Origin of the sequence: Vibrio sp. MMH1-50, assembly GCF_022347645.1 — a bacterium.
GTDB lineage: Bacteria > Pseudomonadota > Gammaproteobacteria > Enterobacterales > Vibrionaceae > Vibrio > Vibrio harveyi.
The window spans coordinates 16,822-33,691 of sequence record NZ_JAKRGG010000036.1 but is presented as its reverse complement, the minus strand read 5'-3'; the positions used below and the strand labels follow the sequence as shown (position 1 = coordinate 33,691).

Annotated in this window: 14 protein-coding genes; 4 read left to right on the top strand and 10 right to left on the bottom strand. The window is 45.3% G+C overall.

Annotation, left to right across the window (positions count from 1 at the left end; translation table 11 throughout):
- Positions 1-7 precede the first annotated feature (7 nt).
- The 8 genes from MHO32_RS20505 to pilM all read right to left on the bottom strand — a co-directional run bounded on the left by MHO32_RS20505 (position 8) and on the right by pilM (position 7,856).
- Positions 8-1,510 carry an SPOR domain-containing protein gene (locus MHO32_RS20505; protein WP_239213681.1) on the bottom strand — a complete coding sequence of 501 codons (1,503 nt, stop codon included), beginning with the start codon at positions 1,508-1,510 and terminating at the stop codon, positions 8-10.
- Between the two features lie 53 nt (positions 1,511-1,563).
- Complete coding sequence (aroB, locus tag MHO32_RS20500; protein WP_009697563.1) at positions 1,564-2,664, bottom strand: 3-dehydroquinate synthase; 1,101 nt, start codon at positions 2,662-2,664, stop codon at positions 1,564-1,566.
- 31 nt (positions 2,665-2,695) lie between these two features.
- Positions 2,696-3,214, bottom strand: a complete 519-nt coding sequence (gene aroK, locus MHO32_RS20495) for a shikimate kinase AroK (protein ID WP_005451507.1) — start codon at positions 3,212-3,214, stop codon at positions 2,696-2,698.
- Positions 3,215-3,403: 189 nt separating this feature from the next.
- Positions 3,404-5,155 carry a type IV pilus secretin PilQ gene (locus MHO32_RS20490; protein ID WP_005451505.1) on the bottom strand — a complete coding sequence of 584 codons (1,752 nt, stop codon included), beginning with the start codon at positions 5,153-5,155 and terminating at the stop codon, positions 3,404-3,406.
- Positions 5,156-5,189: 34 nt separating this feature from the next.
- Entirely contained in the window at positions 5,190-5,705 is a 516-nt protein-coding gene (locus MHO32_RS20485; protein ID WP_005451501.1) for a pilus assembly protein PilP, read from the bottom strand.
- Positions 5,695-6,288, bottom strand: a complete 594-nt coding sequence (locus MHO32_RS20480; RefSeq protein ID WP_005451500.1) for a type 4a pilus biogenesis protein PilO — start codon at positions 6,286-6,288, stop codon at positions 5,695-5,697. Before MHO32_RS20480 ends, MHO32_RS20485 begins: the two co-directional genes overlap by 11 nt.
- Positions 6,281-6,856: a PilN domain-containing protein gene (locus tag MHO32_RS20475; RefSeq protein ID WP_005451499.1), complete on the bottom strand. Its 576-nt coding sequence runs from the start codon at positions 6,854-6,856 to the stop codon at positions 6,281-6,283. Before MHO32_RS20475 ends, MHO32_RS20480 begins: the two co-directional genes overlap by 8 nt.
- Positions 6,840-7,856: a type IV pilus assembly protein PilM gene (gene pilM, locus MHO32_RS20470; RefSeq protein WP_026000383.1), complete on the bottom strand. Its 1,017-nt coding sequence runs from the start codon at positions 7,854-7,856 to the stop codon at positions 6,840-6,842. The genes MHO32_RS20475 and pilM overlap by 17 nt, the downstream gene beginning before the upstream one ends.
- A gap of 178 nt (positions 7,857-8,034) precedes the next feature.
- On the opposite strand from pilM, the gene MHO32_RS20465 reads away from it, so the two are divergent.
- Complete coding sequence (locus MHO32_RS20465) at positions 8,035-10,605, top strand: penicillin-binding protein 1A (protein WP_069687522.1); 2,571 nt, start codon at positions 8,035-8,037, stop codon at positions 10,603-10,605.
- Positions 10,606-10,671: 66 nt separating this feature from the next.
- Here the strand turns inward: MHO32_RS20465 and oxyR are convergent, their stop codons facing one another.
- Positions 10,672-11,580, bottom strand: coding sequence for a DNA-binding transcriptional regulator OxyR (gene oxyR / locus MHO32_RS20460; RefSeq protein WP_239213679.1), 909 nt, complete (start codon positions 11,578-11,580; stop codon positions 10,672-10,674).
- Between the two features lie 174 nt (positions 11,581-11,754).
- On the opposite strand from oxyR, the gene MHO32_RS20455 reads away from it, so the two are divergent.
- The 3 genes from MHO32_RS20455 (at position 11,755) to MHO32_RS20445 (ending at position 14,840) form a co-directional block, all read left to right on the top strand.
- Entirely contained in the window at positions 11,755-12,483 is a 729-nt protein-coding gene (locus MHO32_RS20455) for a redoxin family protein (protein ID WP_005451494.1), read from the top strand.
- Positions 12,484-12,699: 216 nt separating this feature from the next.
- A complete protein-coding gene (locus MHO32_RS20450; protein ID WP_005451493.1) occupies positions 12,700-14,172 on the top strand; it encodes a dihydrolipoyl dehydrogenase in 1,473 nt (490 codons plus the stop codon).
- A 386-nt stretch (positions 14,173-14,558) separates the two neighbouring features.
- Positions 14,559-14,840, top strand: a complete 282-nt coding sequence (locus MHO32_RS20445; RefSeq protein ID WP_026000384.1) for a DUF3624 domain-containing protein — start codon at positions 14,559-14,561, stop codon at positions 14,838-14,840.
- A gap of 154 nt (positions 14,841-14,994) precedes the next feature.
- Here the strand turns inward: MHO32_RS20445 and argH are convergent, their stop codons facing one another.
- Positions 14,995-16,869, bottom strand: a complete 1,875-nt coding sequence (argH, locus tag MHO32_RS20440) for an argininosuccinate lyase (protein WP_005432701.1) — start codon at positions 16,867-16,869, stop codon at positions 14,995-14,997.
- Position 16,870: the final 1 nt, after the last annotated feature.

Sequence of the window (16,870 nt, the reverse complement as noted above, 5' to 3'; positions counted from 1 at the left end):
CTCAGGATTATTTCACGCGATCAATTTCTCGATGTACTTGACCCAGTGATTTTGCCCATGGACTCACCGATTTAAGTGCATCTGGCAAGCTTTCAACAGCGTCTCGCGCCAGCTGAATCGTAGGGTAATCTTGGTAAGTGATAATGTACCACTCTGTTCCGCTACGAACGGTTGGATAAATTCTCACCTGACCATTTAAGTCGTACTTATCAAGGAACGCTTGTACATCCTCCATCGCCGTCATTGCCCCCAACTGTAAAGTGTAAGCACGAGGCGATAGTGCTTTCAGCTCTTCTCGAGCAAAAGAGAACTTCACTATCGGTTTTCCAGACGTCGCTTTCTCTGCTTCAGGCTGCTGACCGGTTTGAACCACATTGATCAATGAGGAATTTGATGCACTTTTCGCTTGAGGGATAGATTCTTCGACAACCGTTTCAATGTTAGTGGTATCGGCTGCTTCAGGCTTACCTTCTAGAAGTGCGTCAACGACATCCGACTCAATCACAACGCGTTGCTGCTTATCTTCGCTGCCGACACTCGCTACTTCACTCGTTACCGCTGGAGGAAGAGCATCTGAATCATCCGTAGCGTCTGTCAGGTTAGTATCATCCGAAGGCTCTGAGCCATCATCCATCGATGAATCTGCACGACTGATTTGAGCCTCTGGCTCGTTTAGAGTTGGAATGGCAGTTTGCTCAATGACTTCAGTGATTTGCTGCGCTTTATCATCAGGGCTTGGTTGATTATACATCCACCAATATCCACCAGCCGCCAACAAAAGTAATACCAGCACAACGAGTGCAATGTTAAGGGGCGAACCGACAATTGAGCGGATAATGATCCTTTTTTCCACTTTCATCTCTCCTAAAGCCATGATGTCACCCGGTACCGGGTCAACTTTCTTGAATGCATCTCGAACGCGTTTTTCAGAGTCATCATCGACATATCGAATCACTAGCGACTCAAAAAAGCGACGAGCTTCAACTTCTGACAGCATATCAATATCGAGTTCAACTGGCTTGTACTCTTGTCCGTAGCTAATACGCGACAATACTGACTCTAAACGCCCAGTTTGCGTGAACAGTAAGACGTTGATTTTCCAATTTGGATTGGCTTGCGCTGCAAGCACTAGCATCCATAACTCTGAAACTAGGTTTTCACTCAACAAATGCGCATCATCGACCACGATGGCAATATCGCACGTGTCATCACCTAAGATTCTCTCCAAGCTATCGAGCAAAGTATCTTGCTGATTGAACAACGCATCCGAGACGATCTGACTCAAGATAAGCATGCGACGCTGCACATCATCTTGATTTGAATGACAAAGTAACAAACATTGATTTTTGTTACTGGCACCGAACTCAAGGTATCGCTGTGCCAACCAAGATTTTCCGTACCCGGCTTGACCATTAACAGCGATCAGATTAGACGCAAAGTTAGTTAATAAGCCTAATCGGTCTAATAACTCGGTTTGTGAATCCAATTCAAGAACGTGAGCGAAACTCATCTAAATAACCTTAATAAACTACAAGAATGACGCCCCAAGGCGCCATTACAAGGTTAAATGTCTCGACCGAAGTCGATAGCTTGTTTGATTATGTCTTGCGGCGTATCAGCAATGACTTCGGCACTACCAATACCCGTAGGTAAAACTAAGCGTAATTGACCAGACAATACTTTTTTGTCGCGCATCATGTGCGTCATGAAGTCATCAAAAGTCATGCTATCTGGCGTATGCACTGGCAGTTTTGCTCGGCGCATAATGGAAATGATGCGATCAAGCTGCTCTTGCGAAATTAATCCACGCAAATGAGATGTTTTCGCCGCCATAATCGTACCCGAAGATACCGCTTCACCGTGTAGCCAGTTACCATAGCCAAGTTCAGCTTCAATGGCATGGCCAAAGGTATGACCCAGGTTCAACAGCGCTCGAATGCCCGACTCTTTCTCATCTTGAGCAACCACTTCCGCTTTGATTTCACAACAACGTGCAATAGCGTAAGTTAGCGCCTCTTCGTCAAGTGCATACAATCGTTCTAGATTCTCTTCTAGCCAATCGAAAAAAGCAGGATCGTAAATGATGCCGTATTTGATCACTTCTGCAATACCCGCTGCAAACTCGCGTTCTGGCAGTGTCGATAGGCAGTTGGTATCGATGATAACGGCTTTAGGTTGGTAGAAGGCACCAATCATGTTTTTGCCCAGCGGATGGTTAACTGCGGTTTTACCACCAACTGATGAATCCACTTGAGACAATAATGTGGTTGGGATTTGAATGAAATCAACACCACGTTGGTAACACGCCGAAGCAAAACCTACCAAGTCGCCAATAACACCACCACCTAACGCAATAATCACCACATCACGAGCATAACTTCCCTCTAGCAGGAAGTTCATGACTTGATTAAATACGTCTAAGCTTTTGTATTGTTCGCCATCTGGCAATTCAAGCAGGGATGCATCACAACCGAGCTGTTTTAGTTGGCTAAGAATTTTATCCGCATACAGAGGCGCGACCGTAACATTACTTATCACAACCACTTTCTGATTTGCGTTTTTGCTTGAAAGAATTTGAGAAAGGTACGCCGGGTCTTCAAATAACCCGGCGCCAATTGAGATTGGGTAGCTACGCTCTGCTAGATTGACCGTAATCCGTTCCATCGGTGTGCTCCAATTTGAAAAAGATAAATGCTTATCTCTCTTCTAGCATTTTTACGATCTGGTTGGCTACCACTTTTGCACTCTGATCGTCAGTACGAACTGTGTAATCCGCTACTTCTTCGTATAGAGGGTTACGTTCGCCTGCCAAACTTTCCAACACTTCACGAGGGTTTTCAGTTTGAAGTAGAGGACGCTTCTTGTCGCGGTTTGTACGCGCAAGTTGCTTTTCAATAGTTGTTTCTAGGTAAACAACAACACCACGTGCTGAAAGACGGTTACGGTTTTCTTTGCTCTTAACAGAACCACCGCCTGTTGCTAGCACGATGCCTTGCTCTTGAGTTAGGTCTTCAAGTACCGCTTCTTCGCGCTTACGGAAGCCTTCTTCGCCTTCTACATCAAAAACCCAAGCAATGTCTGCACCAGTGCGTTCTTCGATCACTGTATCAGAGTCTACGAACTCCATATGCAGTTGCTGTGCTAGATGTCTACCAATTGTACTTTTGCCGGCACCCATTGGGCCAACAAGGAAAATATTACGTTTCTCAGCCATATTTAGCGATAATTTACAACGTTAATTCAATAAGATCGCCACAAGAAACACACAGCCAAACTGCTGTTCTACAAGGCTTGTGGCACCAATTCCTCACAGATAATTCGTGATAAGACCCGAAATTATCCAAGCATGGTGCCACTAATGCAACTTTATTTTTGATCTAATCGATTTTTTACTCGCTGAGTCTTACTGAATCACCACTTTAGGCGTCACAAAAATCAGCAACTCACTTTTACCGACATTTTCGTAACTTCGGCGGAAAAGTGCCCCTAACAGCGGTAAATCACCTAATAAAGGTACCTTATCGACGGAGTTTGTAATGCTGTGTTGGAAAATACCACCAAGCACAACCGTCTCACCATTATTCACCAATACTTGAGTGCCAATACGCTGAGTATCAATCGCAACTGCCTCACCGGTACCAGTTTTTACCACTTGACCCGGTCTATCTTGCGTAACACTCAAATCCAGCACCAAACGGTTATCAGGCGTGATCTGTGGTGTCACTTTTAAGCTCAGCACCGCTTTTTTGAACGTTACGGATGTCGCACCGCTGGAAGAGGATTCTAGGTAAGGAATTTCAGTACCTTGTTCAATATAAGCTGGCTTCTTATTGGTAGTAATTAAACGCGGACTAGAAATGATTTCTGCTTTTGATTCTTGTTGCAACGCAGACAACTCTAAATCCAACAAAGTATCAGACCCTAGTTTCGCAACTTGGAAAGCAATACTGGTTGCATTCGGGCTGGTTGCAGCAAGGTTAACGTTCAGGAAGTCATCAATACCAACACTGCCGCCACCGTCTTCACCATCGCCGTCGCCACCGCCGCCATCGTAGAGACCAATAGTTGCAAGGTTGTTCTCGATCGATCCACCAACCGTATGACTACCATTAATCGATGTGAAGCCCCAGCGAACGCCAAGTTCATCCATGTTACCTTCATTGATAGTCACGATACGTGCTTCAATCTGAACTTGTTTTACTGGAATATCTAATGATTCAATGATTTCACGAATTACTTGAATATTCTCCGGCAACTCACGGATCAATAATGAGTTAGTACGCTCATCAATCGTCATGCTGCCACGATCAGAAAGCATACTAATGTTACCTTCACCGTTAATCATCTCTGCAATATCCGATGCTTTCGCAAAATTCACTTTGATAATTTCAGAAGAAAGTTCACCCATTTCTTGTTCAAGCTTTTGTTTTTCTAGTTGTTGCTTCTCGCGCAGATCGAGCTCATCCTTCGGAGCAACCAAAATAACGTTACCATCTACACGCTTATCCAAGCCTTTGACTTGAAGGATGATATCCAGCACTTGTTGCCAAGGTACACCGTCCAAACGCAAGGTCAGGTTCCCTTCAACTGAGTCTGAAACCACAAGGTTAAACTGGTTGTAATCAGCAATAAGCTGCAGCACATTTCGCACCGGAATATCTTGGAAGTTAATCGAAATCAACTTGCCTTCTTTTTCCAGAATACTTTTGTCTGGTGCTTTTTCGTTGGCTTTGAGCTTACCAACCTTCACCTCTAGATAACGCCCTGTGAGGCGATAGTCATGGGTATAATCTTCATCAATGTAAGCGACCAAACGCGTCGTAGAGGTATCGCGGAAAACCTCAACACTCTCTACCACTGTAGAGAAGTCTTTTACATCAAGTAGATAAAGCTGATCGTCTTTAACTGACGTATTGAGCAAGTCGATACTTAAACCTTCTTGCACACGCTTGATATCAACAATAGCAGCTGGCGATGCAAGCTCTACGACGATAACCGCGTCTTTATCTTTATTAGTACGGAAGTCGATGCTCTTAAGCGAGTTAGACTTTACTTCTTCCGCTGCGACTAAAGGGGCTAAAAGTAGAAACAACCATAAAGAGAAGAGCCCTGTTAGCTTCCTTGGTGTCAGTGTTAATCCTTGTCTCATTTTCATCATTACTCAATATCAAAAATAAATGCAGCTATGCCTATCTCAAAGCCAACTTAACTTTGCGTTTTTGCCAACAGCCCAAACCGTCTGGCAAGGTTTCATTAATCAATAAATAGTTGTGGGATACATGGGTAACCTTGCCATTGTTGCGTCCGAGGTATTGACCTGGTTTTACTTTGTAAACAGTGCCATTCGGAGCCTGAACCAACCCAGAAACACTGCTGCCGATACCCATCACACCCTTCAAGCGCAGTTGCGCAAGAGGAAACCTTTCCAATTTGCCAGTTCGCTTTCTTGAAGGAGGTTGCCAGCAGTCTTTTCTTGCAACAGGTTGAGTCGCAATCGTTGCCTCTTTTGGTAATTCGAAAGGTGCACGCAATATTTCGGGTTCGTAATTAACGACAACATACTCTTCAACAGGCTGCAGTTTGGTGACATCACGGCGAGCTTGGTTCTCCACGTCACGAATAAATTCCGTCAGTGATTCATCATTGGCTTGGCAGGCAGTCAAAACGCCAGCAATACACACCATCAGCAAAGATTTACTTCTCATCTTTCTTCACCTCTGGTTTGAACTGGTAAGTGTTTGCTTTCACACGAAAGTGCAGAGTTTCACTCTCTTGGCTGACACGCTGCCAAGTCACGTCTTTAAAAGTGATGATGCGTGGCAACGTCGCAATCGCTTGGGAGAAACGACCGATATCATGAAAATCCCCTGTCAACTCAATGTCGAGCGGTAAACGATAAAGGAAGTGTTCTGATTGCTTATCACCCCAGTCGATTCGGGTGAACGTCAACTTATTATCAATTCCGAGTTCATTCACCGAAGCCAACATGGTTGCCAGCTCTTTCTGTGCAGGCAGTTGTTGCAGTAGCAATTCGTATCGAGTAGTAAGCTCATCAAGTTGCGATTGCAATTGAGGCAAAGCAGCGACTTTGTTCGCTTTGATCCGTAACGCAACTTTTAAGGTTTGTTCTTCTTGAATAAGGTTATTCAGCTGTTCTTGCTCTGGCTTTAAATAAAACCAATAACCAAGACCTTGAATCAGCACAACTAACAACAAGATCACTACTATCTGAGGCACCAATGGCCACTCAGCGATCTCATCCATTTCTAGATCTTGCCAATTAACCATGTTGGTTACCTCCTTTCACCGAGGCGTCTTTGAACATGAAGGAAACTTTGAAAGTCTGAAACTCTTTCCCAAAACGCGCTTTACCATGAACGATAGAATGCATGTCGACATCTAGCAGCTTGGCTGAACGCTCCATGTTGTCGAGCATGGTGGCCAAGCGAGGTGTACTATCAGAGATACCCGAGATTTCAATTTCATAATCATTCATTTTGATCTTATCGACGTAGACTCCTTCAGGGATCACCGACGGCATCAGGTTCATGAACTCCGTGGTTTTATTACGCCCATTTTGCAAACCTTCAACGATCTTTAACCTCTCCAAGATCTTGCTGTGCTCTTGTTCAGCAATCTTCATCGCTTCGATTCGTTTATCAAGCTGGGAGATATAGTGCGCCAAATAATCAAGGCGCTGCTGTTGTTGATCTTGCTGATATTGATAGAACTTACCAATGCCCCATTGCACGCCCAACGCAACAATCACCCCCAAGACGATCAAACTCAGAAAGCGGCGGCGGTGTTCTTCACGTTGATTCTCACGCCACGCAAGGAGGTTAATGTGATACAGCATGTTTGCCTCCTAGCCATTGAATACCTCTAACCGCTAAGCCCGCAGCCGCAGTAAAATGCTGCCAATCTGCTGCACGGCGTTTGCGTTTCGATACTTTCATCTCGAATAGACCGAGCGGATTAAGCAACTCACACTCCAATGCCAACTGACTTGAAAGTTCTTCTGCTAACATTGGCGTAGCTGCACCTTCACCAGACAACCAAATGCCTTTGATGTCTTGATTTCCATTAATCGAGGTATAGAGCTGAATCTGGCGCTTTACACGATCAACGATTTGTCGATTAAACTGCTCAGTAGCAACTTGCGAGTCTTCAGCAAGAGGGTCTTGTTGAAATAGATCATTTGAAGTGCGCGTGCCGTAAGGAAATTCCTTGTGGAACAATTCACTCTGCTCTGTAAACATGGTGAAAGAGCTGCTCAATGCACTGATATCCAACAAGCAATACTTGCTCTTTTCAGGGAAGCGCTCGACAGCCAGTTTCCATATATGCCCTAAACTTTGTGAATGCACGTCCACCAGCACGGTTTTCAAGCCTGACTTTTGCAGAGCATCGACACGAGTTTCAACGACATCTTTGCGAGTCGCGAATACTTGATAACTGTCTGTTCCACGCATCTGCTCATCGGCATCAAGCTTTACAAAATCAAGACTGAGCTCTTCAACAGGAAATGGGGATTGATGCGAGAAAGCTTGCACCACGGCAAACTCTTTCTCACTCTCCTCCAAGTTCTGCTCAATTTGCAGCTTCTTGCTGATCACAGCGTTGTCAGGAACAGAAATTGCGACCCGTCGAGCCCAAAATGGCAGCTCTTTTCTTATCTCTTTAAGGGTCTTTACAATTTCTTGATGATTTATGGTGTTATTTTCAGCGACAATACCTTCCTTAAGTATTATTTCTTTGTAACCCAATAAGGCGTAACTGTTGCCATTGGGTTTAAGTACCACGGCTTTGAGGCTGTTATGGCCAATATCTATGCCCGTAACTAATAGCTTATCCATCTCTACTCTCGCTCCGAAATTCCTGCGTGCTTATGTAGTTAGCGCACAGAGAATTTTCTTCGTGCAAAGGTTGTTATTAGCACCCAAATAGGAGTTAATACCTCTTATGTGCTAAATTTTTGACCTAAGAGTACAAGGGTTTGCCGTTACACAGCCTCAACCAATCAGGGATTCTCCGGTGAAGTTCATAAAGCGTTTATTATTTTTAACATTGATTTGCATAATTCTTGGAGTCACCACAATTTTTGGCTTCTATCAGTACGTGAAGCCTGAATTGCCAGATGTTGCAACCCTAAAAGATGTTGAATTACAAACACCTATGCAGGTTTTTAGTCAAGATGGGAAACTGATCGCACAGTTTGGCGAGAAGCGCCGAATTCCTGTTACCTACGACGAAATTCCGCAAGATTTGATTCACGCGCTGATTGCGACCGAAGATAGCCGCTTTTATGAGCACCCTGGTATCGATCCAATCGGTATTACTCGTGCTGCTGTTGTGGTGGCATTATCTGGTTCTGCAAAACAAGGTGCGAGTACCATCACTCAGCAGCTAGCGCGTAACTTCTTCTTATCAAATGAGAAGAAAATCATGCGTAAAGTAAAAGAGATCTTCATTGCGATTCACATTGAGCAGTTGTTGACAAAACAAGAGATCATGGAGCTATACGTTAACAAGATTTTCCTTGGCTACCGCTCTTACGGTTTTGGTGCAGCCGCTCAGGTTTATTTCGGTAAGAGTTTGAATGAACTGACTCTCAGCGAGATTGCTACGTTAGCAGGTATGCCAAAAGCGCCATCAACCATGAACCCACTTTACTCACTAGAGCGAGCGACAAAGCGTCGTAATGTGGTGTTGATGCGTATGCTGGATGAGAAATACATCACTCAAGCGCAATACGATGAAGCACGCTCAGAGCCAATTGTGGCACGCTACCATAGCGCTGAAATCGAACTGTCTGCCCCATACGTCGCAGAACTAGCACGTTCTTGGGCAGTAAAAGAATACGGTGCAGACAAAGCGTATACGTCTGGTTTGAACATTTACATGACGGTAGATTCCAAGCTTCAAGACGCAGCAAACAAAGCATCCATCAACAATATCCTTGCTTACGATGAACGTCACGGCTATCGCGGAGCAGAGAAAGTACTGTGGAAACAAGGCGAACCTGCTTGGGATACAGAGCAGATTGAGAAGCATCTGAAGAAGCAGCCAACATATGGTCAACTTTATCCAGCGGTTGTGACCAAAGTAGACGGTAAAACGGCACAAGTTTGGGTGAAAAACAACGACGAACAAACTCTCGCTTGGACAGGCATGAGCTGGGCTCGTAAGTTCCTGACTGATGAACGCCAAGGCGCAGCACCAAAATCAGCGCAAGAGATCCTAGAAGTCGGCCAGCAAGTTTGGGTTCGCGAAGTCAGCACAACTGACAAAGATGGCAACACCATCAACAATTGGAAGTTGAGCCAAGTGCCAAATGCAAACACCGCGTTTGTCGCAATGAACCCAGAAAATGGTGCGGTACTTTCTCTCGTTGGTGGTTTTAACTTCGTCCATAGCAAATTTAACCGTGCGACCATGTCGGTCCGTCAGGTAGGTTCAAGTATTAAGCCTTTCATCTACTCTGCTGCGATCAATAAAGGTCTAACGCTGGCATCATTAGTTAACGATGCTCCCATCAACAAATGGGATGCAGGTTCTGGTTCGGCATGGCGTCCGAAGAACTCACCACCGACATACATTGGTCCTACTCGTCTACGTATCGGTTTAGCACAATCGAAAAACGTAATGGCGGTGCGCACTTTGCGTGAAGTAGGCTTAGATGCGACTCGCGAATACCTGACTCGCTTTGGTTTTGATATCAATGAAGTGCCGCGTTCAGAGACTATTGCGCTTGGTGCGGGTAGCTTAACGCCGATGAAAGTAGCACAAGGTTACTCGGTCTTTGCCAACGGTGGTTACTATGTTGAACCATTCTACATTGACCACGTTGAAGACTCTTTCGGTGAAGTGCTATTTAAAGCCAATCCAAAAGTTATCTGTCAGCATGATTGCCCTCAAATGGAGCAAGAAGCGCCGGTTGAAGATAAGTTTGCCGCAGAGTTTGGCGAGCAAGATATCGCAATGGATGAGCCAACATCAGACAACGCATTAGAAGACGATACACCACAATATGCGAAGCAAGTTATCTCAGCACAAAACGCATTCTTAATGCGTGAGATGATGTACAGCAACATTTGGGGCGGCGGTAGCTGGCGTGATGGTACCGGTTGGAACGGCACAGGTTGGCGCGCTCAGAAACTCGAACGCCGCGATATTGGCGGTAAGACCGGTACAACCAACGATTCAAAAGATACATGGTATAACGGTTACGGTCCGGGCATTGTCGCTATTGCATGGGTTGGCTTTGACGATCACTCCCGCACTCTAGGTCGAACGACTGTGAACAGCAACCTTGGTAAAGGGCAGATTTCTGGTGCGGAATCGGGGGCGAAGACAGCTGAGCCAGCTTGGATTGATTTCATGCGCGTCGCACTTGAAGGTACGCCTCAAAAAGCGAAAAACATCCCAGAAGATATCGTCCGTGTTCGTATTGATCGTGATAGCGGTCTTCTGACTCATAAAGTCGATGGTTCATCCATGTTCGAATATTTTGAGAAAGGAACTGAGCCAACTGAGTACGTCGGTAACAGTTTAGAAGACAGTATCTATTCAGGTGGTGGTAGCAGCTCAGAAGAGTTGTTCTAACAACCACTCATCAGATAAAACAAAAAAGGGAGCCATTGGGCTCCCTTTTCTTATATTAACTTGCGCTTAAGCGGCAATAGAGTTTTCCTGAGCCTCTAGTACCCCTTTAATCGTTGCAGCCAAGGTTTCGAAACGAGCACGCAGTGGAGAGCCCGGACGATAAACTAAAACAATGCTGCGCGAAGGCGTTGGATTAATCGCAGGGACATAACAGACACCATCCTTCTTCTTCTCATGCGGTACAGATAACTGTGGTAATAACGTGATACCTGCGCCCGCCGCAACCATATTACGTAATGTTTCTAGGCTGGTGGCTTTAAAGCGCTCGTCATCTTTTGCTCCTGCAGCAAAGCAAAAACCAAGCGCTTGGTCGCGTAGGCAGTGACCATCTCCTAGCGCCAAAACGGTTCGCCCATTAAGATCCAACATGTCTATATGGTCTAAACCAGCCCATTCGTGATCGCAAGGTACAGCAACACTCAACGGCTCGTTATAGACTTCAATCTCTTTAAACGGAGCTGTTTCATCAACTGACGCTAGAACAAGACAATCAAGCTTACCTTCTTCCAACTGACGTACCAGTTGGTGGGTTTGAGCCTCATGTAAAAACAATTCTAACTCAGGAAACTCTTCTTTCAGTCGAGGGACTATTTTGGGCAATAGGTAAGGACCAACGGTTGGAATAAAGCCAATGTGCATTGGACCGGTCATCGCACCGCTTTGACCGCTCGCCATATCTTTGAAAGTTTTCACTTCACTTAAGATGCGTTTTGCTTGCTCCACCAATTGCAAACCAGAATCAGTAAACAGCACTCGACGGCTGCTCCTTTCTAGTAAGGCTGTACCAAGTTCGTCTTCCAGTTTTCGAATCTGGCCACTTAAAGTTGGTTGGCTAACAAAACAGGCTTCTGCTGCTTTTCGAAAATGCTTGTGCTCCGCAAGCGCCACCAAGTACTCAAAATCTCGGATATTCATACGTACGATTCGCTTCTTGTCTGGCGATAGAAATAATCTATCAAAACCATAGCATTAAACGATTAGAGCTATCAAAGTTTTTTTTCAATAATGAGCTCAACAAAACGAAACTGAGCGACAAATAACGCTAAGCTCGAAAACGAATTATTTCATAAATTTAAAAAGGAAATCATCATGTTTGCATCAAAAGAAGGTCAAGCTGTACCACAAGTTACTTTTCCTGTTCGTAAAGGTGACGCATGGGTGAATGTAACCACGGATGAACTGTTTAAAGACAGAACGGTTATCGTATTCAGCTTGCCAGGTGCGTTTACTCCAACCTGTTCGTCAAGCCACCTACCTCGTTACAACGAGTTATTCTCAGTATTTAAAGAGCATGGTGTGGATGAGATTCTATGTGTATCAGTAAACGACACGTTTGTAATGAATGCATGGAAAGCTGACCAAGAAGCTGAAAACATCACTTTCATCCCAGATGGTAACGGTGAGTTCACAGATGGCATGGGTATGCTAGTAGACAAAAACGACATCGGCTTCGGCAAGCGTTCATGGCGTTACAGCATGCTAGTGAAAAACGGTGTGGTTGAGAAAATGTTTATTGAACCAAACGAACCAGGCGACCCGTTCAAAGTTTCTGATGCAGACACAATGATGAACTACGTAGCACCTGAGTACAAAACTCAAGAATCGATCACTGTGTTCACTAAACCAGGTTGCCCTTTCTGCATGAAAGCGAAACAAAATCTGATTGACCACGGTCTTCAATATGAAGAAGTGATTTTGGGTAAAGACGCAACAACAGTCAGTCTACGTGCAATTTCGGGTCGTACGACGGTTCCTCAAGTGTTCATCGGTGGTAAACACATCGGTGGTAGCGAAGAATTAGAAGCTTACCTAGGTTAATAATTTGCCTAATGGGCTTGGGTTGGCAATTTAGCTGTCCAGAACTCAGCCCTCAGTCTCCCGGAGCATCCCTCGCCCGGGAGACTACCCCCTCAATCACTTCCTATGCTTAGTCTTGATCACTGCTCTTCTTCGGACTATCAAGATTAATGAACTCAAATTCACTCTTCTAAACTTAGTCATCTCAACTCAGTTTGGACAAAACGAGAATCCATTATGAAACAGTTAAATGTTGACGTAGCAATCATTGGTGGTGGTACAGCAGGTCTTGGTGCATACCGCGCAGCAAAAGCACACACAGACAGTGTTGTGATGATCGAAGGTGGTCCTTACGGCACAACATGTGCTCGTGTAGGTTGTATGCCCTCAAAACTTTTGATCGCTGCTGCAGAAAGCGTACATCAAATCGAGAAAGCACCAGGTTTCGGCGTGCACCCACAAGGCGAGATTTACATTAACGGTCGTGAAGTAATGGATCGAGTAAAGCGTGAACGTGACCGCTTTGTTGGCTTTGTGTTGGAAGGCGTCGATGAGATCCCTGCTGAAGATAAAGTTTCAGGCTATGCCAAGTTTATTGATGACAATACGCTAGTCGTTAATGACCACACTCAGATCACTGCAAAACGCATTGTGATCGCAACAGGCTCACGTCCAGCATACCCAGCGGTATGGAATGAGCTCGGCGATCGCCTAGTCATTAACGATGATGTATTCGATTGGGATGACTTGCCAGAATCCGTTGCAGTATTTGGTCCAGGTGTCATTGGTCTTGAATTGGGTCAAGCGCTGCATCGTTTAGGAGTGAATGTGAAGCTATTTGGCCTTGGTGGTCAAGTAGGACCATTGACGGACCCTGAAGTGATGGCGTACGCCGATAAAGCATTCAAAGAAGAGTTTTACCTTGATGCCGATGTAAAAATCGAAAGCATGAAACGTATTGCTTCGCCAAAAAATAACGGTGAAGATAAGGTCGAAATTCAGTTCATCAACCACGATGGTGAACTAGAAACCTTTATTGTCGATTACGTATTGGCAGCTACAGGTCGTCGCCCGAATGTGGATAAGCTCGCGATTGAAAACACCAGTGTGGCATTAGATGAGCGCGGCGTACCAACGGCGGATCACTATACATTGCAAACTTCGGTAGAGAGCATCTTCATCGCAGGTGATGCAAGTAACCAAATTCCACTGCTTCATGAAGCGGCAGACCAAGGTCGTATTGCTGGTGATAACGCTGGCCGCTTTCCTGATATTCGTGCAGGTTTGCGCCGCTCGCCTATTTCTGCTGTATTCTCTGATCCACAAATTGCCATGGTTGGTGAAACCTTTAAGCAATTGGAAGCACGTTTAGGCACCTGCGGCTGTTTCGCAACCGGAGAGGTCTCGTTTGAAAGCCAAGGTCGCTCACGAGTGATGCTACGCAATAAAGGCATATTGCATGTGTACGGAGAACAAGGCACCGGACGCTTCTTGGGCGCAGAAATGATGGGACCAAACGCCGAGCACTTAGCCCACCTGCTCGCTTGGGCACATCAAAATAAAATGACAGTTTCAGCAATGTTGGATATGCCGTTTTACCACCCAGTAATTGAAGAAGGCGTTCGCACCGCACTGCGAGATTTGAATGCAAAACTTCACTTAGGTCCAGAGACAATCAAGCACTGCCTAGACTGTGGTCCTGGTTGCTAATCCTGCCCTCATTTTCCTTAACATCGATAAACAAAAAGCCTCGTCATAGACGAGGCTTTCTTCTTTCAGCTTTATCAATTCAAGAATCAATAGAGCTGTGGTTATGCAGTCATCATTGCATAGCGACTCACCAACACAATGGCTGTTAATCCAATCGTGAAAAAGCTACCCGCTAAACCAAGTGCTACTTTAAGTTCTGTCGACATTATTATTTTTCCTATTGTCAGGCTGACAGCGCACCATACATCAATTACGTGCTACACAATTTTGACCAAGCTAATTTTTCATTTTTGGTTTGATAAGCGAGACTAAGAAACCAAGCAAAAACACTATCAAACAGGAGTTGAGGTTATAATCAGAAACAAATAGATAGTTTGGGTAGAACAATGACTTGTCGAAGTTGCCAAGAGCATTGGTTTTGGAAAAAAATCGGGCGTTGCCAGCGATGCATGGATCAACTTACCGTGCTCTCTGTCTTATGTTGGATCGTATGGTGGTTTGCATTTAAAGATGATCCACAAAGCATCGAGTCGATCGCGCTGATCTTTGCGGGCTTTGCGTTTAATGGTCTGCTGTTTTTACACCTCTGGATGCGCTTCGTTATTCTGCCGTGGCAGCGCCGCCATAGAAAACAAAATAAAGATGATCATCATCCAGATGACAGATAGAAAAAAGCCCCAAAACCAATACCGGTCTTGGGGCTCTCTTAGATTCTTCTAAGAAAAAGCAGTGGTACTTTAATAGACCGGGCTTCCTCTCAAAGGTTCCAAATTTTTTTCTGATTTTTTTAGTATTTTCTTAAATACTAATAGAATCATTAACCTAGGCTACGTTACTTTTCTGGATCAATTGTTCGAACAAGTTGATCTCCAGTGCAACTTCATCACATGCATGCTGACGTGGGCACTGATCGCAATCTTTCAGTACTTTCTCTGGCAGCAATGACTTCGACGTTGGCAAGAAGCTTTGCTTCATAAAGAACTCTGGCGTACGTGTCAGCACAAAGACTTTCTTAATAGCCATCTGGCGCGCCTTCTCAACCAGATAGTTCACAATCGCACTGCCCTGCCCTTGACCTTGCCAACCCGCTTCAATACCTAAAGAGCGAATCTCTGCTAAGCCTGAGTCATAGACATACAAAGACGCACAACCAGTGACTTCTCCGTGGTGCTCTGCAACCGCGAAAGAACCAATGTCACGTACCAACTCATTACGTGAGCGTGGTAGATTCTCACCCATATTTGCCCAGTACGCCACCATGCCTTCCAGTGTCTCAATATCTGTCAGACGTGCTGGACGTACTTTGACTGCTGAAGTGTCACGTTGAGATAGACGCTTGTCTGCTTGGTCGACAGCATAAGCCACTTGCTGCGGCGACACGCCGCCAAGCGCACAACGTTTCTCAAGGCATGAATCGATGGTCAAGATGTCATACACATCCGCCTCAATCACTTCAGAGAAAGATTTCAATTCTTCAATCGACAACTCTTCTAACGCACAGCCTTTGGCAATTGCACCAACCACAGCAACACCGACGATATGGTGCGCTTCACGGAATGGGATGCCTTTCGCCACTAGGTAATCCGCCAGCTCAGTTGAGTTTGCGTAACCTTGCTTCGCCGCTTCTAACGTACGCTCGCCATTAACCTTAATGCCATCGAAACACAATGCTGCCATTTCCATACAGTCATTCCATGTATCAAGCGCATCGAACAGACCTTCTTTGTCTTCTTGCATGTCTTTGTTGTAAGCCAGTGGCAGCGCTTTCACCGTCATCATCATGCCAGCAAGCGCGCCGTATACACGACCTGTCTTGCCACGAATAAGCTCTAATGCATCTGGGTTTTTCTTTTGTGGCATCAACGAAGAGCCTGACGTCACGGTATCGGCTAGTTCAATAAAGTTAGACTCACCCGAGTTGTAGAAGATCATGTCTTCTGCCAAGCGAGATAGGTGCAACATCGAAATAGATGCCACAGACATCAGCTCCATCACATGGTCACGGTCAGAAACCGAGTCTAGCGAGTTACGTGTCGCACGGTGGAAACCAAGGTTGTGAGCCAGCTCTTCACGGTCGATAGGGTAAGCGGTCCCCGCAAGCGCACCCGAGCCGAGTGGACACGTATCCAAACGCTTTAGCGCATCGTTCAGACGTGAGTAATCACGCTCAAACATTTCAACATAAGCCAAGCACCAGTGAGCAAACGTCACAGGCTGAGCACGTTGTAAGTGCGTATAACCAGGAAGAACAGTACCTTGATGCTGCTTAGCAACGCCAACCATTTGAGTCTGTAGGCGATCAAGTGCAATCAACAGTTGTTGACCTTGCTGACGACACCAAAGCTTGAGATCGGTTGCAACTTGGTCGTTACGAGAACGTCCCGTGTGTAGCTTTTTACCTAGGTCACCAACTTTATTGATCAGTTGCTGCTCGACCCAAGAGTGGATATCTTCAGCGTCTGAACGTAAGATTTGATGTGGGTCTTCCATCACTTCAAGCTTGAGTTCATTTAGTGCTAGCTCAAGCTTTTGTTGTTCATCTGCAGATAACACGTCAACAGACAGCAATGCTTTAGACCACGCAATTGAGCCTACGATATCTTGCTCGGCCAATCGGTAATCGAAACGCAACGAATCGTTGAAGTCTTTAAATCTGGTATCTGCCGCTTGGGTAAATCTTCCGCCCCATAATGCCATT